This is a genomic window from Chitinophagales bacterium (genome assembly GCA_041392475.1).
Lineage (GTDB): Bacteria > Bacteroidota > Bacteroidia > Chitinophagales > UBA2359 > JAUHXA01.
This window is the reverse complement of record JAWKLZ010000001.1, coordinates 2,760,371-2,783,381: the sequence shown is the minus strand read 5'-3', so window position 1 is coordinate 2,783,381 and position 23,011 is coordinate 2,760,371. Positions and strand designations below refer to the sequence as shown.

General features: G+C 41.0%; 12 protein-coding genes. 2 read left to right on the top strand and 10 right to left on the bottom strand.

Features of this window, described 5'->3' with window-relative positions:
• Window positions 1–242: 242 nt before the first annotated feature.
• Window positions 243–9,605 (bottom strand): LamG domain-containing protein, encoded by a 9,363-nt coding sequence (locus R3E32_10310; protein ID MEZ4885107.1) that lies wholly within the window; start codon window positions 9,603–9,605, stop codon window positions 243–245.
• Window positions 9,606–10,343: 738 nt separating this feature from the next.
• Window positions 10,344–10,733 carry a helix-turn-helix transcriptional regulator gene (locus tag R3E32_10305; GenBank protein MEZ4885106.1) on the bottom strand — a complete coding sequence of 130 codons (390 nt, stop codon included), beginning with the start codon at window positions 10,731–10,733 and terminating at the stop codon, window positions 10,344–10,346.
• 112 nt (window positions 10,734–10,845) lie between these two features.
• Between R3E32_10305 and R3E32_10300 the strand changes: the two genes are divergently transcribed.
• Window positions 10,846–14,055, top strand: a complete 3,210-nt coding sequence (locus tag R3E32_10300; protein ID MEZ4885105.1) for a CHAT domain-containing tetratricopeptide repeat protein — start codon at window positions 10,846–10,848, stop codon at window positions 14,053–14,055.
• A gap of 21 nt (window positions 14,056–14,076) precedes the next feature.
• Here R3E32_10300 and R3E32_10295 read toward each other — a convergent pair whose 3' ends face one another.
• Entirely contained in the window at window positions 14,077–14,778 is a 702-nt protein-coding gene (locus tag R3E32_10295) for a response regulator transcription factor (GenBank protein MEZ4885104.1), read from the bottom strand.
• Window positions 14,779–14,940: 162 nt separating this feature from the next.
• Between R3E32_10295 and R3E32_10290 the strand changes: the two genes are divergently transcribed.
• The gene (locus R3E32_10290; protein MEZ4885103.1) at window positions 14,941–16,227 is read left to right on the top strand and encodes a DUF6624 domain-containing protein; all 1,287 of its coding nucleotides are present in this window, start codon (window positions 14,941–14,943) and stop codon (window positions 16,225–16,227) included.
• 14 nt (window positions 16,228–16,241) lie between these two features.
• Here the strand turns inward: R3E32_10290 and R3E32_10285 are convergent, their stop codons facing one another.
• The 7 genes from R3E32_10285 to R3E32_10255 form a co-directional block, all read right to left on the bottom strand.
• A complete protein-coding gene (locus R3E32_10285; GenBank protein ID MEZ4885102.1) occupies window positions 16,242–16,931 on the bottom strand; it encodes a sulfite exporter TauE/SafE family protein in 690 nt (229 codons plus the stop codon).
• A gap of 142 nt (window positions 16,932–17,073) precedes the next feature.
• Window positions 17,074–17,382 carry an isoamylase early set domain-containing protein gene (locus R3E32_10280; GenBank protein MEZ4885101.1) on the bottom strand — a complete coding sequence of 103 codons (309 nt, stop codon included), beginning with the start codon at window positions 17,380–17,382 and terminating at the stop codon, window positions 17,074–17,076.
• A gap of 153 nt (window positions 17,383–17,535) precedes the next feature.
• Window positions 17,536–18,081, bottom strand: a complete 546-nt coding sequence (locus tag R3E32_10275) for a methyltransferase (protein MEZ4885100.1) — start codon at window positions 18,079–18,081, stop codon at window positions 17,536–17,538.
• 308 nt (window positions 18,082–18,389) lie between these two features.
• Window positions 18,390–19,115: a carboxy-S-adenosyl-L-methionine synthase CmoA gene (cmoA, locus tag R3E32_10270; GenBank protein ID MEZ4885099.1), complete on the bottom strand. Its 726-nt coding sequence runs from the start codon at window positions 19,113–19,115 to the stop codon at window positions 18,390–18,392.
• A 28-nt stretch (window positions 19,116–19,143) separates the two neighbouring features.
• Entirely contained in the window at window positions 19,144–19,731 is a 588-nt protein-coding gene (leuD, locus tag R3E32_10265; GenBank protein MEZ4885098.1) for a 3-isopropylmalate dehydratase small subunit, read from the bottom strand.
• Between the two features lie 207 nt (window positions 19,732–19,938).
• Window positions 19,939–21,351 (bottom strand): 3-isopropylmalate dehydratase large subunit, encoded by a 1,413-nt coding sequence (gene leuC, locus R3E32_10260; GenBank protein MEZ4885097.1) that lies wholly within the window; start codon window positions 21,349–21,351, stop codon window positions 19,939–19,941.
• Window positions 21,352–21,776: 425 nt separating this feature from the next.
• A complete protein-coding gene (locus R3E32_10255) occupies window positions 21,777–22,946 on the bottom strand; it encodes a 2-isopropylmalate synthase (protein ID MEZ4885096.1) in 1,170 nt (389 codons plus the stop codon).
• Window positions 22,947–23,011 lie beyond the last annotated feature (65 nt).

Below are 23,011 nucleotides of genomic sequence, written 5' to 3'. Positions count from 1 at the left end.
ATGTGTTTAGTAAAACTTCAAATTCAAAGTACAAACTCAACTTCAAAATGTACTTGTAGTACTTTGCTATTCATTTTTAGATTTGAATGTAGATGTGAGGTAGATGCCCCAAGCTGACCATTGCAAATTGCAGCAAAAGGGCATCCCCACATCTAATAATCAAAGGCTTGTCTTTGGTAAGTAAGAAGCAAGAAGTAAGAAGCAAGAGGCAAGAATTGAAATTTGTATCTCGCTTTTTGCATCTAATTCGACTTCAAAGCCTTGTGTGTATGCGTGAACTGTGGCGTGCGAACCAATACAACATACATACCCAATGGATAATCTGCTGCATCCCAATTCACCGTCCAATTTCCTCTGCCTTTTTGCTCCTTCAATAAGGTGGCAATCGGCTTGCCTGCCATGTCATACACAATGACTTCAACATCACTACTTTCCTCCAACGTAAATTCAATTTCTAATTCGCTGTCGAAAGGAACGGGCTTCACTTGACTGAAATAACCATCTTGCGGTAAATTATCAAGTAGTTTGTTACAAGCTAATTCGCTGGTGGTTTTGTAGTAGCCGTTGGTGATGATGCCGTCTTGCTCATAGAACAAACCTTCTTCTATTTCCAACTCGATGCCCGTTTCTTCGTGAACGAGTTTGAGTGTCAAATCCTGGGGTTTGTTGTCGCCATAAACTGTCAAGTAGGTGAAGTATTGTTCCGTTTCGTTGTCGTACCACAATTTGCCGATACCTCTACATTCTTCTCCGTCAAATGCTCCGACTCGAAGGTCGTCTGTGATGTTGGGTAGGTCGCACCATTCTACTTGTCCGATGATGGTCATGTTGGATGGATAGGAGTGGCGGTCGATTTCCCAATGCTCGCTGAAAGCCAAAGTGCTTGGAGTAGAGTCGGCAGTTTTGCCTCCTCCAACGCCAGATGCAGGGAAAATCACTGTGCCTGCATTCGCTGCATTAAGCATATAGCCTTGGTTGGGTTCGAGGTGCGTCAAGCTTCCGACCCATCCCAAATTGTGGTCGTAAATCGCAAAGGCAAATTGACCTTTGATGAGGTCGCCATCTGTTGCAGTGAAAGTGGTCAAAGCTGCATTGACACTTAGGTTTCGCAAGCCGATGTAGCTAATCCAGTTCCAACCTTCTTCAATATCAATAGGTTGACTTGTTGGGTCAATTACGGCACCTGTGTAAATCAAATCGTTGTCGCCACTGATTTGCAGTTTGTACAGTTCATCGTTTTGAATACCACCACTGTTGCTCAATCCACCGCCCCAACTGTTGAAGCTTTCTTCATATTGGTCAAAGAAGCGGAATCCTTTGATGACATCACCTGTTGAAGCACTGAGTGTTTCCAACATTTTGTTGATGTTGCTTGCATTGGAGCTTTGCAAATTGAAGGAAATCCAGTTCCAACCTGTGCTGATAGGAATGGTTTGGTAAATTTCTGCGGGTGCTTCAAAAATTTGCGGAGCAGAAGGTGTGCCAATATAGGTGTCGGAAGCAAAGTCGAGTTGAGGAGTAATGTTTACATACACCCTGCCTTGACTTGCATCCCAAAAACGGAACTCTACGGTTTCGCTGCCAACATTGTTGCTGTAAATATCCATGAAAGCCAAGAATTTGTCATAGGCTTCTACGTACTGCAATTGTGCTTTTCCTCTGATTTCATCGTTTACTACGGCATATAAAATGTCTTCATCGTCGGTAGAGAAAATCTCACCTTGTTTCACCTGACCTACTACGTTCATCGTGAACGCATAATCGGCAGGAGTCACATTCCAGGTAGGAGGTGCTTGTGATACTTTGAGTTCTAAAACCAAAATTTCGGAGAAACCAAAGTCGGTGTTCAACTGCAAATCTTGTGTGTATTCACCAATGTTTAAGCTTGGATCAACAGTAAAGGTAACGTTCAAATAACTGTTTGGAGGAACAGCACCTACTCTTGGGCTAGAGGTTAACCAGTTGGGTAGGTTGTCGATGGAAAAGCTCTTCAATTCTCCGCCTTGGTTCAAGATTTTGGTCGTAAAACTCAAGGGTTCGCCCAAAGGCTTCTCGAAATACAATTGTTGTTCTTCCCAAACGGTTTGATTCTTATCGACATAGGCTATCCAAGTAGCAGGTGACTGCATCTTGTTTCCCTGAAGGTCGAACACGTCTTTTACGGTGATGTCCAAGGTGACGTTTTCAATCAAAGCAGGTGGGTCGGTTGGTGTCAAGATGATTTTGTCGTTGTTGACGCTGTATATGAAGTTGACTTTCTGAACAGGTCTTGGCAAACGAATAGGAGGTGTTTGTGTGTCGTATGCACCACCATTTGCGGTCAAATGATTGGAGTGTTGAGATAGATCGTTGAGGGTTTCAATCAATACATTTACTCCAGCCTCTTGTTCGTAGTCTTCAAATGCCCAGTAGGCTTCTAATCCCAATTCGTCGCCTTTTTGTTTGTTGGTCATGTCTCGTACAATCTGTTCTTGCTTGCGAGAAGTATTCCACAAACGCACTTCGTCCATGCTTCCTGTAAAGTGTCGGTCTTGGTAGTTTTGGTTGAAGTCTGACCATCCTCGACATCCTACGAATAACTTGGCTCCGCCAAATCCTCCCCAGTCATCGCTGTCGAGTGTGTTTTGAAGGTTGCCATCTATGAAAGCAGAAATATCAGACAAACGATTGACGACCAAAGCAAAATGGTGCCATTGTCCATCAAAGAAATTGTCGGTGACGGCTTCAAAACTGTTGTCTTGGTTGGTCACAAAAATTTTGCCGTTGGCATCTGTGCCAATGCTCCAAGAAGTCAGGTTGTCGCTGCCATCTCCTTTTCCATTGCTGAGGAAGTTGATGTTGTTGCCATTGGTGCTGTTGAACCAAAACTCAATGGTGAGGTCGGTTTCGTTGTTGTAAGACAATGTTCCTGCGGGAGTGCTGAGGTAGTCGCTGCCATTGAAGGCATAAGAACGTCCAAAAGGCTCAACTGTCCAAGTGGTATTTTCGAGTGTTGCATGGCGTTCTCGGATACGTTCTTCGGTATCTGTTCCCATCGCTTCGTCCATTTGCCAAACACCCAAAATACCTGCTTCTCTGCCTGTCAATAAGACAAATCTACGGGCGGCAATGTCGGCTTCGTCTCTTGCCTTGCCCCACAATCGGAGTTCGTGGATGTTGCCGTCAAAGTGTCGGGGTGCGCCTGCCAAACTGTGTCCTACTGCAATGCGTCCTGTTCCTTCATATTGAGGATAAACGGTTTCGGTGACTTCCACATAGGAATCTACAAATATTTCGATGACATTCAATAGGGCATCGTAGCTATAGACTACATGGTGCCAATCGGTGTCGGTGATAGTAGATACGGTGTTGACCGTTTCTCCTGCAATGGTCATGGTCAATTGATTGTTGCTGTTGAAGCCTGCAAAAATAGCCTGTCCTGTGTTTACCCCTTGTGAGAACACACATTCTTCGCCATTGGCTCCGCCTCTACGCATCCACATTTCGACGGAGAACGAACCTGCGGTGAGATTGATGCCTTCGGGTATGGTCATTTTGCTGTCTGTGCCATTGAAGTAAACGCTGGTGCCATGGGTCAATTCTGCGCCATTCAATACGCCTCGAATGTCAAAATTCTGAATGGTCAAAGCTCCTGCTTCGATGGGTTCATTGAATTGAATCAGTATGTCATCGTTGGGCGACAAAATACCATCGCCAGGAGAGGGTGTGCCGAAGGGATGTGGATTGACTCGGTCAATGATGCCTACATAGTTGTCGGAGGATTCATCGGCTAAAGCACATTCAGTAACCGCACGGACGTAGTAGTTGGCATCGGTGATCTGTGATACATCCCAATCATAGGTGATATAGGGTTGATTTTGAGGGATAGAGAGTGCCTCGGGTGTTGGTTTGTCGGCTTCGTTTCTGTAGTAGGTTTCCAAGCCTATCCAATCGGGGTCGGAAATAGGGCGGTATTGGAAGCGGACTTTTTTGAAGTCAGGATAGTTGATGTCGTAGCCACCGATGATGATGGGTAGGGTATCATTGAAGCCGTTGTTTACGACCCATTGGTCTTCTGGTTCGATGAGTTCTACCTCTGTACAAACGGGTAGGTAATGCACAGAAAATGTGATGGTATCTGCCAAGTCTTTTTCTTGACTCGTGGCATTTTGGAACTGACAGAGTGAGTGTAAGATGACTTGTATGCTGTCGTATTCGTAAACGGCTGGGCCTCTTTCCACCGTCAAGACTTTGTTGAAAGCTCCATTGGGAGGAACGGCAAATTCTCGGTTGGGGTCTTCTCCATCTACTCGAATGATGGCTCCAAAGGGGTTGGTGTCCTCCAATACTTGCAGCTTAAACACTTGTTGGTCGCCTGTTTCGCTGTTGTTTCCAATACTCAAATTGAAGGAAGCCATTTCATCGGCAGGCACATTGACCATGATAGAAGGACTGATTTCTAAGACGGGTACTTCTCGTTGGAGGGTACGTTCACTGAGGGTAGTGCCAGGCTGGTAAAACTTGGTGACAATTTCTTCTTCGTGTGGACACATACTTTCTCCTGCTCTTGTTTTGAATACAGGTCCCCATCCTCTGTCACTTTTTGCCACATCTACCGAAAAGAAATCTCCCAAGTCATCGCTTAACTCGTAACCGAAAGTTGTCGTATTATCTGTTGTCAGTCCTAGTCCTGCGCCTACTGATATGCCAACTGCGATTTTGCCTGTGGCAGTTACTCCTACACCCCCAATTTTACCTCCCATCTCCAATTCGGCTTCCTTGGATATGTTGAACTCAAACCCCAATTTATGCTCTGTGGTAAAATTGAATCCTTTGGATTTTTCAACCGTTACTCCTCCATTGAAGGAAATATTCTCATCTACATCATTTAAGGATATCACTTTATCTTTTTCATTGAAGTAAATGGCTTGTTCCCATAATCGGATTTGCTGATTGTACCATCTCACTGAATCTTCATTTGGATTTCCTCCTGTATAAGTATAACTCATTCCGTCAAGGTCTCCTATATTGGTATAGCTGTAAAATGGACTTCCTTCCTGTGCGAAAACTCCCCCATCATCAGAAGTCACATATCCGTTTGGTTCATCTTTCCATCTTGGGTCATCATTATTGGCTCCATATAGATCATGGTCTATGGATACATGAGAAGTATGACTGGAACTGTTGGACAAATAGTAGTTTCTGAGGTTGGTTAAGTCGGGAATCAAATAATTTTCGATGTGGTTTTGGTCATAAATAAACTCTGTTCCAAAACCATTTGGCACGACCCAAAAAGATTCTCTTTTGGCAATTTTATAGCCATTGCTGGCAAAATTGGTGCAATCTACTCCAGGGTAATTACACAGTGAGTCGGGAACGATGGAGAATTTTTCTGCCAACCCAAAAATAATGTTCATGGATTTGCCCATATAAATATCGCTGGATGCGCCTACCAATTCGGCATCTCCTCGTGTTGAGATTTTTTGACTACTCTGCCATGTTTCAACATATTCCCCTGATCCATTTATTTTTTTCTCTATATTTACTGTACTTGTAAAAGCATTTTCTGCATCTGTTTCTACTGTAAACCCAACACCCGTTGAAAAGTCAGCTCCCAAGTCAATCTTCTTGGATACACTCGAAGATTTGCTTCCTGCTAAAGACCAACTTTGTGAGAAAGAAATGCTTTGTTCCTTTTCAAAAAAAGCGGAACTACCGCTTCCTGGCGGGTCTCTCAAAACCATATCTACTATTTGAGGGCCTTCGGTAACAAAACTATTGCCTATAGAACGGCTACCAAACACATATCCTCTGAATATATTGTCTCCTCCTGTAGGCGGGTTTGTGACAGGCTCCCATTTTGTTTGGAACGACCCTACTTGCAGTAATACCTCCAAGGTCTTTGTATAACTGTATTCGGGAATACTGTTGTTGGGTAGCGGATTGGGGTTTCCTGCTTGAAAGGTGTAAAGCGTATCGCCGTCTTGGACAGGGAAGCTAACAGACTGTTTTAGTGCCAATTTGTTGTCAATAAGCAATGTCCCTTCCTTCAATGGGTCTTTGTAAACAACTTCGCTTCCACTGTCAAAATTAGCATATTGTTCAAAAGCTTCAATCGCCATGGTGTATTCCCCTGCTTGTTTGAAGACGGGATTGTGGAAAGGATGGGCTACAATATCCAAGATAAACTCTGTGTCGTTTTCATCGGTATAAGTGAGTTCCTTTTCACCTGTAAACGCCCCTGTCTTGTCTTCATTGAAAACTTGCAGTTCGGGTTGGGTTCTGTAAATGTAGTCGTTCTGTAAGTGATACCTTGCTGTATCTACACTCACTACTTCACTTGTTCCATTGGCATAAACTGTGTTGGTTTCTACTTGAAGGGGCAAGGGGTTCGATAAATTGACTAAATCCAAGACTCCAAAATCAATGATAGGATTGCTTGCAATGCTCAATTCATCTACGATGTACTTCAATGGCGGAAGTTTCACCATGTATTCTCCTGTTTGGGCATCTGTAGTGATGGTCTGCTCGCTACACCCATTGCCCTGTTGGGATTTGAAGGTAATGGTGGCTTGTCCGATGTTGTTGACAGACTTGCCAAAACCAATCGGCTTGTCGGATTCGGTTTTTCCACCGACTACTCGACCAACTATAGTAATCAAAGTAGAGTCAATAAATTCAATTCCACTGACTACATCTTGGAAATCATAGGTACCTTCTGCGGGCCAGCGACCTACTTCAAAATCGTGCAATGTTTTTTCTACAGTTATATAATGCTTTCCAATGGGCACTTGTATTTCGAACAAACCATTGTCGTCGGTCAAAACGGGCAATCCATCTTTTACGACTACTTCTCCATCAATTTTTACCAATACTTCTTTGGCAAAACAGGTCGTGCCTTTATATCGCACCGAACCTGTGACTTTGAAAGAGGAAATGTCTGTAAAGTCGGTATTGTTGTGAACGACTGCGCCATCTCCAATGAATAGGATGCGCTGTGAAGGGTCGAATTGATGTACGCCTTTGATGGGTACGATGGTGAAGTTTTCGCCATTGCCTTCGTAGCGCACGTTTTCGATGATGTAAGAACCGTTTTTGTCGGTGTAACCCACTACGCCCAATTGGGAGGCTGTGGGAATGGTGTTGCTCCAAGTGGCAAAAAGCCTTGCTCCATGTGCTTCGTTGAATACATTGGGGCTGATTTCGGTGGCATCGAATAAGAAAGGCCCCGTGCCTTCGTCAAATCTCCAATAACCAATCAAACCGTTTTCGCTATTGGCGAGGGTGCGTGCATGGTCTTGTTCCATTTCCAGGTTGTTTCTGCCATAGTCCAACAGCACCAATTCATCGAGGCTGCCATTGAAGTAACCGTCTGGTGAGTTTCCACCTAAATATAAATTTGCAGTGGAAGGAGTCAATAAACCCATGACATTAACAGAGTCTTTAGGCACTCCGTTTACAAACAGTTTGAGCCATTCGCCATCATAAGAGCCTCCAATGTGGCTGTATTGATTGGCGAGGAAAGGGGCGGTGCTTTTGAGGTTTTGTTCTGAGCCATTGATGTGGGTCCAAAACTCGACTTCGTTGCTGCTTTGAAGGTAGCGTATGCCAAAGCCGTTGCTGCCATTGGATTTGTGTAGTAGGGTCATATTTTGGTCGAGCGCCAAAGGATGCGCCCATACGCCCACGGTGAATCCTCCTGTGGGAGCGTGTAAGTTGTCGTGTGGAATTTGTGCGTATTGGTCGGTGCCATTGAAGCCCAGGCTGTGTCCTGATGCGCCATCTACGCTACTCGCCACGACTTTGACTCCTTCTACCGCTATACCGCCTTCATAGTTGATGTTGCCACTCACGATGCCCGAAGGACTGCGAAAGCCCACTTCTTGGTCGCTCATGGTGTAAATAAATTCGTTTTCGCAAGAGCCTTGTCCGATGATGGTGTATTCCAATATGGTATTGGCTTCGGCATCGTAGTCGCTGTAGATATTGGTGTTGGCGGGAAGGGTGGCTATCAATATGGAGTCTTCGTCGCTGTTGTAAACCTTGCGGTAAATCTTGAAGTAGTCCAATCGCTCGGCATCTTCTGAGGTCCACTCCAATCTGACTTCCCCTGGTCGGTAGCCTTTGGAGGCAAATAGATTGCCTTGTTGGATGACTTGGGTGAGGTCGGGTATCAATTTTACGCCTGCCGACTGCTGTGAAATGGAACTTCCACATTCGTTTTCGGCTTTGACTTTGTAGAAATAGGTTTGGCAGTTGGTGACGGTGTTGTCTTCAAAACTGGTCGTGCCTGCTTCAAATTCGTATTCGTCGAATCCTCCTCCGAGAAGCAAACGGCGCAAGTAAAATTTGTCTTCCAATGAGTTGTCTTCCCAGTTGACATGTACTTCATTGCCGACTATATTGGCGGTGACGTTGGTGGCAACGGTGGGTTTGTCGGGTGCAAAGCCTTGAACTACGCTCGAGAAAGGGGATGGTCCACAATCGTTGTAGGCGGCAATGCGGTAGAAGTAGTCGATGTTTCTTTGAATATTGGTCTCATCTTCATAGCTGCGGAGGTCTTTCTCGTTGATGTCGAAGGTTTCGTCAATAACAGCAAAATCTTCGGTGGTCGAACGCTCGATGGTGAATCCCAAAAAGTCGGTGAAGTTCCAAGACCAACTCAATTCTACAATTCCTTCACAATTGCTTTCAGAGGCATTCAAACTACTGGGTGAATCAGCAGGACCTAATTTGGTACTCCCTGAAATACTTGCACCACTACTTTTACCTGAAGCTATTCGATTGATATAATAATTATGAGTGCCTGTGGGCGCACTGGTGTCTGTATAGGTAGTAGAAGTGCCTGATATCGTAGCTACTGATGTTCCACTTCGAATAATTTGTATGTTTGAGCTTGAACCACAATGTGTGCCTGTATTGGACCAAGACAACTTAACGCTATTACAATCAACCGCTTGGGTTGAAAGAGATGAGGGAGCAGATATATTGCCGTATGGGTATATAGATTTAGAAATTCTTTGATTCCCAGGAAAGTCAATACTCATATAGCCTCCAATGACATTTATAGCAACAGTACCGAAACTCAATTCTACTTGATAGGGAGGAGTTAATCCTCCAACATTGGGTATAGGAAAGCTAACAGCAATGATATTATCTGCATCATTGTCACAACTAAAACTTCCTCCATTTTGGGTGGCATAATACATGGAGGTAGTTCCGCAATGATTTGTATTGATTGGAGAAGGCCAGGGCGAAGGCCATGAAGAACCCGTCCAAGCAAATGCGCCATTTTGATTGACTACATATCCCACTGGATAAAAAATGGCTGATGCTAGACCAGGTATCAGATACTCAATACCAACTCTTATTGCATTTAGATTAAATGGATTATTTGATATATCATTAAAAGCATCATGGTCGTATTTTACGACAATTTTGTCTGTACAGGGGTCATAATATGCTTGCATTGTATTTAGAAAGGCACTTGCTGATTGTGCTTCTAAATGACCTGTATTGAATAGAAAAATGCCTAACAAACAGGCATATTTTATCAAGGGCTTCAATAGATTTAATGGATTCCGATGAATCTGTTTTAGGGGGCGTGGTAAAATTTTGTTTTTCATTTGTTCCTTGTTTAAATTTTAATAGTGTATTTTAAAATGTTTGTTTAGTGTTCTTGTAAAAGCATACTTTCTCCATTCCAATTGAAGGCTATTTTGAAAATTGCTTCGATTGGTGTGGGCTTCGCTACTATTGTGAATGGCTTAGTAAGCGAGGAGCATTCTGTCTGCAATAGCTATACTTTCTCCATGGCGTAAAGTACACCTATTGCAGTGTTCAAATTATGGGTGGATAAAATGGGCTTGTAGGGGCTTTTTATGTTTTCATATATAGAGTTGCGCTTTCTTTGAAAAACATTAACAGCTTTTTTTCTTATGACAAAAAAATGACATGATGTTTTTTTATTGGCTGTTAATGCTCTTGGATTTATTCTGTTAGCCTTGAACACGAATTACTTACGAAAAAAATACTTTCAGTAGTTGATTCGTGTTCGAGGCTTCAATATTAGAGTTGCGCTTTTTTGCAAAAACATTAACAGCTTTTTTTCTTATGACAAAAAAATGACATGATTTTTTGTCTGTTGTTAATTTAGGGGTGGATGTGGGGTTTTGAGTTGGGTTTGTTTCGAGTTCTTAGAATAAATATTATCTAGGTAGTATTTATATGTAAAACATAAATATTTAGGGGATGTAAAGCGTTGCAAATATATGGTCTATTTTAGTGATAGACACACCACAAATGCGACAAAATTATTTTAATGCTTTTGTTAATGTCATAATTTTGTCAACTTTTTAAATCAATCAAGAAGTTTTTGTATGTTTTTTTGATTTTACCAAAGTAATCAATGTAAGAGGACTGTAGCCAAACCTCTGCTTGAAGAGGTTTGAGAAATAACTGGTTTTAGAGAATCCAACTAGATTGCTGATTTGGGCGACATTTCCAAAATTTTGTTCGGTTATGAGTTTGTGCGCCCGATTCAATCTCAGTTCATTGATGTATTGTTTTGGAGATTTGCCTGTTAGGTATTTTAACTTTCGTTCGAGTGTTCGTTTACTGATGTTGAGTTCTTGACCCAAATCTTCCGTTTTAAATTCATTGTTATGAGCATGACGCAAAATTAGTTCACGCAAATTTTGTAGCCAAATTTTGTTTTGATTATAGATTTTTTCGGATATTGGAGGTTGCTTCATAATGATTTGTAATTTTTAGCAGATATTCGTTCAAATTTTTACATCACACACCTCTATCGTTGCTTTTTTTAGCAAAAACATTAACAGTGGTCTAAAAAAAAAATTAAAAAAAATGTTTGAAAAGAATTTATTGAGGGAAGGTGTGGAGAATCGGCAAGGGGATTTGAAGCGGGCGGAGGAGTTATTGCAGCAAGGAAAGCCTAATAAAAGAGAGGAGGTGATTGATGGTGTTATGGTGGCCACACTGAAGAAGGCTATGTGCCTCTTTGAGAAGTGGGGGGAAAAGGAGAAAATGGCGGAGGGCTATGAGTATTTGGGAAATTACCAATATGAAATCAATCAATTTAAGGAAGCTATTTCTTTTTATGAGCAGAGTTTGGCACTACGATTAGAGCTTTATGGCGAAGTGCATGAAACATTGTGTGTGCTTTACTTCAAAATTGGAGATGTAAATAACTTTCTCCATAATTTTAATCATGCAAAAACATCTTTGGATAAGGCATTGACAATCTGCAATCAGTTGTATGAAAGTGAAAATGAACTTGCCGCCTATATTTATTTTTCTTTAGGGGTGTGGCACAATTATCAACATCAGTATATCCCCGCCATTAATTTTTTTCAACTCTCTCTTCAAAATGGCGAATCAGATAGTTCTTACCCTATTGAACGAATTGCAAATACCTACCAAAACATTGGATATACTTACTCTAAACTTACCAACTACGAAAAAGCCAGGCACTATTTAAAAAAAGGAATTGATTTATTTCAAAAAAACTATCCTCCTAATCACTCCGACTTTCATTATGCTTTCTACAATTATGCAAATCTTTTTCTTAATATAGGAGACTATCACAGAGCAGAACTATATGCAAAAAAAGCGATTGAGATAGGAGAGTATCACCAAAGCCCTCATCTACTTTATTCTTATGGGACACTAATGAAGGTCTATATAAATCATACAAAGTATGATAAAGCTATGCAAGTTGGAGAATTGTTGGTGTCGTTTTCGATTGAAAATAAGTTAGATAAGCATGGCGCAATTGTTTTTAGTTATTCCGAATTGGCAAAGTGTTACCTAAAGGTCGGCAAGCAACAAGAAGCATATACCTTGACAAATAAATGTATATCACTTTCGCAGGAATTATTTGATAAGGATCGTTCCAAGCTCGCTTTTTCCTTTCAGAGTATGGGTATTTATCATACAGAAGAAGGAAACTATGATCAAGCTGAAAGCTATTTTTCAAAAGCTTTAGGCATACTTGATGATTCTGGTGACGATACTAAAGTCCCAAAAGTATCCATTAGCAAATCATTGGGAAAATTGTATATGAAGAAGCATAATTATTGGGCAGCCATAAAATGTTATCATGAAGTCCTAATAGCCCTTATTGAAACCGATGTTCGTTTGGATAACTACTACGCCTATCCTGTATTAAATTCTAATGCTACCAACTTCGATAATTATTTGCAGTCTGTTGATGGAGTAGTAATGTTGTTGCAAAAAGCAGATTCATTTTTCCAATATTTTTTGCAGAATACCCAAGAACAAAAAGACCTTCAAGCTTCGTTTGATGGTTACAAATTGGCTTTTTCTTGTTTAGACTATATTCGGCAATCTTTCCAATCCGACCAGTCTAAATTAATGGCTCTCAAACATATTAGCCCTAAATTAGATAAGGCAATTAAGCCAGCTTACCAGTTATTTATGCTAACGCAAGACAAGACTTATTTGAATCGTGTCTTCGCTTTTTCCGAAAAAAACAAGGCATACTTAATGTTAAACAGCAAACAAGAAAAAACTGCCAAACAACTAACTGTACTGCCAACTGAACTCTTAGAAAAAGAGCAGGAAATGCAGTCTCAACTGATAATGCTCCAAAAAAACATTCAAATCCTCAAACAGCAAGGGCAGAATATCAACCAACAAGTGCTTCAACAATGGGAGAACAGCTATTTTGATGTCTTCAATCAATTCGAATCCCTCAAAAAGCAACTCGAAACCGACTATCCCGACTACTACCTCCAAAAATACAGCACCGAAACTGTCACTATTGAGGCTCTTCAATCCGTACTTGTAGAAAACCAAACGGCATTGAGTTATTTCATCAGAGAAGAAAAAATCTATCTCTTTACCATTACTCTCGATGAATACGAAGTCTTTGCGATGGATAAACCCAACAATTGGGAAAGTTTGATTCAAAAATACCTTCAAAGCATCAAATTTGACCAAAAAGACACCTTCCATCAACTCAGCTTTGAACTCTACCAGATTCTACTTCAAGAAGCCACACATCACCTTATTGACCCTTTTGAAGACGAAGCCAAACAGGTATTCATCATCCCTCATGCCGAGCTGCATTATCTGCCTTTTGAAACGCTTATCATTTCAGATGCTCCCGCTTCAACGCCCTACAATGAATTGGACTACCTACTGAATCACTGTCAAATCAGCTATCACTATTCGGCTACTCTACTCTATCTTGACCTTCAAAAACAAAACGATGCCATTGCCGAACCTGCACCTACCGACATTGCTTTCACTGGCTTTGCACCTGTGTATGAAACAACTTCGGAGAGCCAAAAGCAGGCGATTCAACAACTGCAAAAAGAGGACTATGAATATGCTACTGCGGTCAATCGCTCTGAGGCAGTGAGAAGTGATGGCAGTTGGATGCCTTTGCCCTACTCCAAAATTGAAGTAGAAAACATCTCTTTGCTTTTTGAAGAAAAAGGACTCAACAATCAATCTTTTTTCTACGAAACAGCCAACAAAAAGAATTTGGAAGCGCAAATCGGTAAGAGTCGTTTTGTGTTGATTGCAGCGCATGGGATTGTGAATGACGAATATCCAGAGTTGTCGGGTTTGGTTTTGGCTTTGGGGGAAACGGTGGACGATGGACGACTGACGGTGGAAGGGGAACAGAACCTGAGGGTTTCGGAGGGATTGGAGGAACGGAGTTTGGCTCAAACGGCTGTGGAAGACAGTGTTTTGAATATGAAAGAGGTGGCAATGATTCCGATGTCGGCAGATTTGGTGGTGTTGAGCAGTTGTGAGAGTGGGATAGGGGAACTGCACAAGGGCGAGGGCATGATGGCGGTGAATCGGGGATTTTTGGCGAGTGGAGCGAAGAATGTGGTGTCGACGCTCTTCAAAGTAAACGATCGAGCGAGTAGTGAATTGACGACCTTGCTGTTTGCTCATATTCTTGAAGGGGATGGTTTTGCTACAGCTTTGCAGAAAGCGAAGTTGGAGATGCTGCAAAAAGAAAGAATGAGTCCTAAGTTTTGGAGCGGCTTTGTGTTGTTTGGGAAGGGGAAGTAGGCAAATTCAATCAATACAACATCATTCATCCGAAAACCGATATCCTACTCCCCAAGTCGTCAAAATATAGGTAGGGTTGTTGATGTCGGGTTCAATTTTGGCTCGCAAACGGTTGATGTGAGAATTGACGGTATGTTCGTAGCCATTGTATTCATAGCCCCACACCAATCTAAGAATGCGCTGCCTTGAATAACTTTTGCCAGGGTTAGAAGCCATTAGGTAGAGCAGGTCAAACTCTTTCGGAGTCAATTCAATGCGTTGGTTATTCAGCAATACCTTCCGCATTTCGACATCAATCTCCAAGTTGCCATAATGCAGCTTTTTCTTCAATGCAGTGCTACCTTCCTCTTTCGTCATTTTCACCCGCCGAAAAATGGCCTTTACTCTTGCAATAAACTCCCTAACACTGAAGGGTTTGGTTAGGTAATCATCTGCCCCCATTTCTAATCCCAAAATCTTGTCAATTTCCTCTGACTTGGCTGTAAGCATTAAAATAGGGGTATTGATACGTTGAGTCCGAAGTTTTTGACACACATCCATCCCATTCATACTCGGCAACATCAAGTCCAGAATAATCAAATCAAATACTTCTTCACTTGCTTGCAGATAACCCAATCTGCCATCATGTACTTTAAAAATTTCGCAGTCTAAATCCCTTAAATGGATAGCCAACAATTCTACAATTTCAGGGTCATCTTCAATGATTAATACTCTCTTATTCATCGTTTATGGTTGTTTGAAACACAAAATTAAGGGTTAAATATCACGATTTGATAACAAAATTAAAAGTAACGAATCCTATTTTTAGCTGTCTAACTGTATGACAAAGTAATTATACCTTCAAAATCGTTTCAAACCCTTATCTTAGCACTAAAGTAGAAAAGCATGAAGATTATCCTACAAACCTTATTAATGTGTATTTGTTTTTTTGCCATCAATACGTTGAACGCACAAGATTTCGACCAATTGATAGCGGAGGCAGAACAGGCATATCAAGCAAAAAAGTATGAGATTGCAGGAAAAAACTATCTAAAAGCGTTTGAATTGACTGATTCCGTAAATGTATCTAAAAATGATTTCTACAATGCTGCATGTGTCTTTGCACTGCAAAACGATAAAAACCACGCTTTTGAACTTCTCACCAAAGCCATTGAAGCAGGGTGGCAGGATATGGCATGGCTGCAAAAAGATAGTGATCTCCAAAACCTTAGAGAAGATACTGAATGGCAATCTATTTTAGAGAAAACAAAAGTAAAAATAGCAGCTTTTGAAGCGAGTATAAAGTATCCCGAACTAAGAAAAAAACTGCTGCAAATGAAGGAAGACGACCAAAAATATCGGCGTTTAATGCTTCAACTGCAAAAGGACAAACAGCAAAATGCTGAAAAAATCGAACAACTCATTGTTCAAATTACGGAATTGGATACAAAACATACAGCTTTAATGGAACAGACGGTCACCAAAATTGGTTGGCCCAAAATATCAGATGTTGGAGAAGACGGCTCGAATGCTGCATGGATATTGGTTCAACACGCCGATAAACGGCCTGATTTTCAAAACAAATGCCTCGACTTGCTCAAAGAAGCTGTCAATGCACAGGAGGCTAAAAGTTCCAATTATGCCTACCTATACGACCGAGTGCAAGTGGCATACAATGACAAACAAGTGTATGGCTCACAAACACAAAGGAATACATTAACAAACGAACTGGAATTTGTGCCTATCAAAAACGAACATGAAGTAAACAACAGAAGGGAAGCAATGGGCTTGAGTGACATAGAAAGTTATGCAAAACGCCTTGAAATAGACTATAAATTGTTGTCAGAAGAGGAAGCCAAAGCCAAAGCGGAAGCCCAAACAGAAGAATACATCGAATTGACTGCCAAAGGAGAAATTTCTTATGAAGAGGAGGACTACGAAAATGCTCAACGCTTTTATCGCCGAATGATGCAACTCAATGGAAACATTGAAACTGAGGATATTTACCGAGCTGCTTGTGCTGCTGCCCTCAGTGAAACCGAAAAACAATCTACATTTTATTTCCTCAACAAAGCCATCCTCAAAGGTTGGAATGACCTATCCAAGTTGAAGGCAGAAAAGGCTTTTGAAGGACTGCACAGCACACCTGAATGGCTGCAATTGATAGCGATTTTGGAAACGGCTAAGAAGTAATGATTTATTACAATTTATTGAAGCAAAATCAACAATGCTCCTAAAAGTGTCATGACGATAATGTATTTTTGGAAAAAAGCATTGCTGATCAGTTCTATCAATTTGATTCCCATCAAAAAACCTGCAATGACAAAAGGGGCGAGGTAGAGATTGTGCGTCAAAGTAGTCAAATTGACCGTTTCCCAAACCCAAATGTGAAAAGGAAGTTTGAACAAATTGATGAAGAAGAACAACCATGCTGCAGTGCCAATAAATGCTCGTTTGGGCAACTGCATGGCAAGGAAATAAATGTTGGAAAACGTACCTGCAAGATTGCCTACCATAGTGCAAAACCCTGCCCCCAATCCCATCACAATTGCAAATATTTTGCCATCGGGTATTCTATCTTTTGGTATTTTGCCGATCAACACCATCATCGTGCCACTTAGCAAAATGATAGCTGCCATCACTTGTCTGAATAGTTCGGTCGAGAGTTTGTTGCCTACCAAAACGCCAATTACAACTCCAACTGCCATTGCAGGGAAAAGCCGAAAAAGGATTTTCCAATTGGCATCTTTTCGATAGTAAATGATGGCGAAAATATCACCCAAGATGAGCAAAGGTAGAAGAATACCTGTTGAAGTTTTGCTTTCATAAGCCAGTGCCATTAATGTAACCACCACAAAACCAAGTCCCTTGAAGCCCGATTTGGAGAAGCCTAAGATGGCAGAAGCAACAATGGCGGTGATAAAAGAAGATTCGATAAGGATAGGTTTTTGGAGATGAAAAAAGCGGCTACAAATTCTGAGAAGAACTTATAACCGCTTGTTGTTTTTATCGCATTTCTTATTTTAGAAAAAACTGTGATTAGCAAACAACAACAGAATTTTCGGTTCCGAAAGGAGAAAGCTCATATTTGTCTGCTTCCAAGTCTTTTTCCCATTTATTGTCGTCAATCAAGTAAAGGAACTGGTATTCTTTGCCAGCCTCTAAATCCAAAGTAGTTTTGAAACTACCGTTTTTTAGGGGAGTCATAGCGATTGCTGATGCTTGTTCCCACTCATTGAAGTCGCCCAATAGTTTTACTGATTCGGCTTCTACAGCTGCTTCTTTGGGCAAATTGAAGGTTACTTTACAAACTGGTTTGCTTTTAAGAAATTGCTTTTTAAGACTCATGATATTTACGTTTAATTAAAAAATACTCAATAACAAGTGTAGAAATTATGTTTTTGACAATTAAACCGCAAAATTACGACTTTTTTCGCAAAAAAGAAAGATAGAACGTTAAGAAATGATTATCATTTAGTAAGGTAAACGGTAAATAAAGGCTTAATTACTTACTAGTCTTTTGGTTTTTTTCAAGAATTTGATGTAGAGATAAACGAAAGTAACCAGCAACAAGCAAGCAAGGTAATAAGGAAGATTTTGTTCTAATAATTCAGAACTATCTGTGTATTGGTGTTTTGCAGTCAATAACAATACACCAATCATCCATGTATAAGTTGAGTTGTATTCCTTCAAAATGAAGCGTTTCCATTTGAAGTTTGCATTGCTGAGGGTATCACCCAATCCTTTCCAACTAATCCACCATCTGCTGACATCTTTTGTATAGTCGTCGAAGCCTGAACCAAATTTATTGCGTAGAAAATTTTCTTCTGCCAATACAATGGCTTGGTAAAAAAACATAAAAAGTGGCATGAGAATAAATACAAAATAAATGGAATTGGAACAGATACCCAAGCCCAAAAGCACCAGCAGATTGCCAACGTATAAGGGGTTTCTGCAATGGGAGAAAATGCCCGTTGTCACCAAGTCTTCGGCATATACCCGCCTATCTCTACCACCTCTGATGATGTAGTCTAAACCAATGGTCATACCACGAATGATTTGACCCAACAAAATAACCAATAGACCAAGGCCGATGGCTGTCCAATAATTTTGAAATAGGGCAGGGGAGGGCAGAAAAAGAAAAATATAGAAGACGGGAAATAGAAAGTTTCTATAATGAAATAAAAAATTGCCGAGTTTAACCATGGTTGGGAAGGGAAATGAAAATGAAAATTAAAATGCTCATCAAAAAATAAAGTCGGATTTCAAAACAGAAGTATTTTGTCCTTCAATGAATTGTTTGACTTGAACTTGAATTTGTTTTTTGAAGTTGAGTTTGAGTTTTTCCTGCTGTACTATTTCACTGCAATCAATCCGCTGAAATTGTACCACTTAAAGAAAGTTTCGCAATATCGGAAGCCGTGATTTTTGATCATCTCAATATTTTCATTGAGTTTGTACGGAATGAGCACATTTTCGAGGGCTTCTCTTTTTTGCGAAATCTCCATCTCGCTATAGTCGTGTCGCTTTTTCATATCGTAGTAATATTTGATAAACAAACGATTGAAAAGCGAATCTTCTCCCAATACTTTTTCAATGATAATCAAGCAGCCGTTTGGATTCAATTGACGGTAAATGTCTGCAATCAATCGCTCACGATACAGTGGACGGACAAATTGAAGGGTAAGGCACAATATGGCAACCGATGCGTTTTCCATTTCTACACCCTTGTTCAAATCTGCATACTCCAATTTGAAGGGGCGAGTAATACCTGCCGTTTTGAAGTTGTTGTGGCATTTTTCGAGCATCTCAGGAGAATTGTCCAGACCAATTATTTGTACAGTTGGTGCAATTACCCTATCTAAATTGATGAGCGTTGTGCCAGTCGAACAGCCCAAATCATAGATATTGGAGTCTTCCGCAGCAAAATCTCTGACCATTTCGGTCATCATTCGCTGCATTTCGAGGTAAAATGGAACTGAACGAGTCACCATATCATCAAAAACAGATACGACCGAGTCTCCAAATTTAAAATCGCCTATTGCCGAATATTCTTTGTCGAAGATTTTATCTTTTTCCATGGCGGCAAAATTAATGAAATATTTACTTTCAACTCAAAGATTCTTCAAAAGCTTCAATTTCTGCCCGACTATTCAATAAATAATCAATGTCATCAAAACCGTTCAGCAAACATTCCTTTTTGTAGGCACTGATGTCAAATCGTTCGGTATCACCTGTTTCTAAGAGTTCAATCTCTTGTGCTTCTAAATCTACCCGAACTTTCGCATCGGAGTCTTTCTCTACTGCTGCAAACAATTTTTGCAGAAAAGCATCGGAAACCTGCACAGGAAGCAAGCCATTGTTGAGTGCATTGTTTTTGAAAATATCGGCAAAAAAGCTGGAAACCACCACTTTGAAGCCATAATCTGCAATCGCCCATGCAGCGTGTTCTCGACTCGATCCGCAGCCAAAGTTTTTGCCGCCCACCAATATTGCACCACTGTATTGCTCTTGATTCAATGGAAAGTCAGGTTTGGGGTTGTTTTGATTGTCAAACCGCCAATCACGGAACAAGTTGTTGCCAAAACCTTCACGAGTCGTTGCTTTCAAGAAGCGTGCAGGAATGATTTGGTCGGTGTCAACATCTTCAATGGCTATTGGCACAAAAGAAGATACAATTGTATGAAATTTTTGCATTGTTGTTTTTATTTGAATAATTTCTTGAGCATTTCAATCGAACACAGAGGCACGGAGACACAGAGGATTAATTATAAAATAGCTTTAAGAAAATAAAAATAGAACTCTACTTTCTTTAAGCAAAAAATCTCCAACTCTCCGTTCATGATTCAAGGTCAAAAATTAAAAAATCCCTGTGTCTCAGAGTCTCTGTGTTCAAAAAAAAAATTAGGCATTGACCTTCAACAACTCTCTCACATCCGTGATTTTTCCACGAATTGCAGTAGCCGCCGCCGTCAAAGGACTCGCCAAAATAGTTCTTGCGCCAGGCCCTTGCCGACCTTCAAAATTGCGGTTAGACGTTGATACACAATATTCTCCTTTCGGAATCTTGTCTTCATTCATTCCCAAACAAGCCGAGCAACCTGCTTGCCGCAATTCAAAACCTGCTGCTTCAAAAATCTTGTCTAAACCTTCCTCTTTCGCTTGAGCTTCCACTTGTTTAGAGCCAGGAACGATGAAAGCATACACATTGTCTGCTTTTTGGCGACCTTGGACAATATCCGCGACCATTCGTAGGTCTTCAATGCGAGAGTTGGTGCAACTGCCAATAAAAACATAGTTCACCTCCTTGCCCAAAAGCGATTCATCGGGCTGCAAATCCATATAAACCAACGACTTTTTGAAGGAAATATGGCTTTCAGAATCTATTTGTTGAAGCGAAGGAACATTTTCGGTGATTTTGATACCCATCCCTGGGTTTGTTCCATATGTCACCATTGGTTCAATGTCTGCTGCATCAAAATAGTATTCCTTATCAAAAACCGCATCCTCGTCGGAATACAGGTTTTCCCAATGCTCCACAGCCTTGTCAAAATCAGCACCTTGTGGTGCAAATTCCCTTCCTTTGATATAAGCAAAAGTGGTTTCATCTGGTGCAATCATGCCACCCCTTGCGCCCATTTCGATGCTCATATTGCAGATAGTCATGCGGGCTTCCATCGAAAGGGAGCGAATTGCAGAACCTGCAAACTCTATGAAATACCCCGTTGCACCGCTTGCAGTGATTTTGGAGAGAATATACAGTACAATATCTTTGGACACCACACCCTTCTCCAATTCTCCTTCAATGTTGATTCTCATTCGTTTGGGCTTGCCCTGCATGATGCACTGTGTGGCCAAAACCATTTCAACCTCACTCGTACCAATACCAAAAGCAATGTTTCCGAATGCACCATGCGTAGAAGTATGACTATCACCACAAACGATGGTCATGCCAGGTTGAGTGACTCCCAATTCAGGCCCAATCACATGCACAATCCCTTGATAAGGATGGTCTAAACCGTAGAGTTCTACGCCATGTTTTTTGCAGTTTTCAGTCAAGGTATCGACTTGAAAACGGGAAAGCATATCTTTGATAGGAAGGTGCTGATTGAGGGTCGGAACGTTGTGATCTGCCGTTGCGACTGTTTGTTTGGGTCGGGCTACGGTGATGCCTCGCTTATCCAAACCTGCAAAGGCTTGTGGGCTGGTAACTTCGTGAATGAAATGGCAATCAATATACAATACATCGGGGCCACCTTCAATGGACTTAACTATGTGGGCATCCCATATTTTATCGAATAGTGTTTTTTGCGACATGGAGTTGTGTTGGAATAGTTTGTTTTATCTAAAAATATTTTGTCTAATACGCTGTAAAGTAGTAAATCAAAATTAAAATGACAATTAAAATGAAAAACACACTGATAAACAGTTGTTTGAGAAATTTTAATTGTTAAGATAAATATGGCTGAATTATAAGGGGGTAGCCCTGACACTATTTGTAGGAAAATCTATAAGGATAGAAACATAGGAGCGTAGCTTCGGCACGTATAAATAACTGGTTTTTATGGCGTCGAGGCTACACCCCTCCTGAAAATCTATTCATTATCATTTCTACAAATAGTGTCGCAGCGCTGCTGCTGAAATATAAAGAATCTTATGTTGCAGTGTATTACTCAAGACTACAAAAGTTTTTAAAACTTTTGTAGTCTGTTTTCACGGTAACGAAGAGTTTCTTGTATATCCTAAACTGCAACCGCTACTTTTTCTTCAAAAAAATTTGCCAATTCGTGCAAATCTTCGTCTTTGACTTCTCTTTTACTATCGGCTACCTTCAAAAATTGTTCGTAAATGAGTGCCAAATCTTCTTTACCATAGTCATAACCCAACCGCTGCATACGGTGAAGCAAAGCTGCACGACCGCTTCGAGCCGTCAATACAATCAAAGTACCATCTGCACCAACTTCTGCTGGATCAATGATTTCATAACTTTCTCGGTGTTTGATAACTCCATCTTGGTGAATACCAGACGAATGAGCAAAAGCATTTGCGCCAACTACTGCTTTGTTGGCTTGTACAGGCATGTGCATCAAATCAGAAACCATTTTGCTGATAGGACACAATAAGCGTGTATTGATATTCGTATCCAGCTTCAATTCAGGATGTTGGCGCATGATCATCACTACTTCCTCCAATGAGGTATTGCCCGCTCTTTCGCCAATGCCATTGATGGTACACTCGATTTGGCGTGCGCCATTTTGGACGGCTGCAATCGAATTGGCAGTAGCCAAGCCCAAATCGTTGTGGCAGTGGGCGGAGATGATGGCTTTGTGAATATTGGGCACATTCTCCATCAAGTAGCGAATTTTTGCGCCATACATTTCGGGCAAACAGTAGCCCGTTGTATCGGGAATATTGACGACCGTAGCTCCTGCTTTGATAACTGCTTCAACGACTTGTGCAAGGTATTCATTGTCAGTTCTTCCCGCATCTTCGGCATAAAATTCTACATCTTCTACAAATGATTTGGCGTATTTGACACATCCAATTGCACGTTCCAATATGTCGGCTCTTGTACTTCGGAGTTTGTGTTGGATGTGTATGTCAGAAGTGCCAATACCTGTGTGGATACGAGGACGTTTGGCATATTTTAGCGCATCACCTGCTACTTTAATATCTTGTTTTACAGCTCTTGAAAGACCGCATATAGTCGGTAGTTTGACTGCTTTAGAAATTTCTACTACTGCTTCAAAATCCCCTGGGCTAGAAATGGGGAATCCCGCTTCAATGATGTCGACACCTAATTGCTCCAAATGCCGAGCAATTTCGATTTTTTCTTCCATGTTCAATTTGCTGCCAGGGACTTGTTCGCCATCTCTTAGGGTCGTATCAAAGATATAAATTCGTTCGGACATATTGTTTACTGAATTTTGTTGAAGTAATCCATATAGACTTTTGAAGTTCAGAATCCTATTGCATG

What these genes read in the sequence shown, in the direction of transcription:
- R3E32_10310 (MEZ4885107.1), bottom strand. Translation starts at nt 9,605, where the DNA reads ATGAAAAACAAAATTTTACCACGCCCCCTAAAACAGATTCATCGGAAT.
- R3E32_10305 (MEZ4885106.1), bottom strand. Translation starts at nt 10,733, where the DNA reads ATGAAGCAACCTCCAATATCCGAAAAAATCTATAATCAAAACAAAATT.
- R3E32_10300 (MEZ4885105.1), top strand. Translation starts at nt 10,846, where the DNA reads ATGTTTGAAAAGAATTTATTGAGGGAAGGTGTGGAGAATCGGCAAGGG.
- R3E32_10295 (MEZ4885104.1), bottom strand. Translation starts at nt 14,778, where the DNA reads ATGAATAAGAGAGTATTAATCATTGAAGATGACCCTGAAATTGTAGAA.
- R3E32_10290 (MEZ4885103.1), top strand. Translation starts at nt 14,941, where the DNA reads ATGAAGATTATCCTACAAACCTTATTAATGTGTATTTGTTTTTTTGCC.
- R3E32_10280 (MEZ4885101.1), bottom strand. Translation starts at nt 17,382, where the DNA reads ATGAGTCTTAAAAAGCAATTTCTTAAAAGCAAACCAGTTTGTAAAGTA.
- R3E32_10275 (MEZ4885100.1), bottom strand. Translation starts at nt 18,081, where the DNA reads ATGACCATTGGTTTAGACTACATCATCAGAGGTGGTAGAGATAGGCGG.
- cmoA (MEZ4885099.1), bottom strand. Translation starts at nt 19,115, where the DNA reads ATGGAAAAAGATAAAATCTTCGACAAAGAATATTCGGCAATAGGCGAT.
- leuD (MEZ4885098.1), bottom strand. Translation starts at nt 19,731, where the DNA reads ATGCAAAAATTTCATACAATTGTATCTTCTTTTGTGCCAATAGCCATT.
- leuC (MEZ4885097.1), bottom strand. Translation starts at nt 21,351, where the DNA reads ATGTCGCAAAAAACACTATTCGATAAAATATGGGATGCCCACATAGTT.
- R3E32_10255 (MEZ4885096.1), bottom strand. Translation starts at nt 22,946, where the DNA reads ATGTCCGAACGAATTTATATCTTTGATACGACCCTAAGAGATGGCGAA.